A 663-nucleotide genomic window follows, 5' to 3' on the forward strand; every position below is an offset into this window, starting at 1 on the left:
AGTTCAACGACGCCGTACTGCGTCACCTCATCGTTCAGACCAAAAAGGCTGAAACGGCACCGTCGCCGATGATGAAGGAAGTCGCACGCGAAGAGGCCAAGAAGGCCGCCGCTCAGACCGAACAGGCCGCCTGATGCCGCGCGGTGCTGCGCAAGCCTGATCGCGCATCACCAGCATGAACGAAACCCTCGGGGACAACGCCATCAACCGCCTGCAGCTCGTCGCCACTCTGGTCGAGCGCGAGGTGATGCGATACACCCCAGCCGGCGTGCCGATCGTCAATTGTCTGCTGGCATACAGCGGGCAGGCGGTAGAAGCGCAGACAGTGCGGCAGATCGAGTTCTCGATGGAGGCACTGGCAGCCGGCAAGATGGCTTCCGTTCTAGATCGCATCGCTCCGGGCACCGTCCTGGATTGCGTGGGATTCCTGGCTCGCAAGCACCGCAGCAGTAAGGCACTGGTCTTTCACATCTCCGGATGTAACGTATTCGTAAAGGATTGAATCATGGCATTCATGAACAAGAAGCAGCGCGACGCGAAGAACAAGAAGCGCTTCCAGCAGCAAAACCCGTTGTTCAAGCGCAAGAAGTTCTGCCGCTTCACCGTGGCCGGCGTCGAGCAGATCGACTACAAGGATCTGGACACGCTCAAGGACTTCATCGG

At 59.1% G+C, this 663-nt stretch carries 2 protein-coding genes; both read left to right on the forward strand.

Annotated elements, in window-relative coordinates; all coding sequences use genetic code 11:
- The first annotated feature begins 175 nt into the window (after positions 1 to 175).
- Positions 176 to 502, forward strand: a complete 327-nt coding sequence (gene priB / locus E2H86_RS25685) for a primosomal replication protein N (protein ID WP_004626487.1) — start codon at positions 176 to 178, stop codon at positions 500 to 502.
- A gap of 69 nt (positions 503 to 571) precedes the next feature.
- Positions 572 to 663: 30S ribosomal protein S18 (rpsR, locus tag E2H86_RS27050; protein ID WP_439958292.1), on the forward strand; the 92-nt coding region annotated here is incomplete at its 3' end.

It is taken from the genome of Pseudomonas putida (assembly GCF_004357765.1).
Taxonomy (GTDB): domain Bacteria; phylum Pseudomonadota; class Gammaproteobacteria; order Pseudomonadales; family Pseudomonadaceae; genus Aquipseudomonas; species Aquipseudomonas putida_U.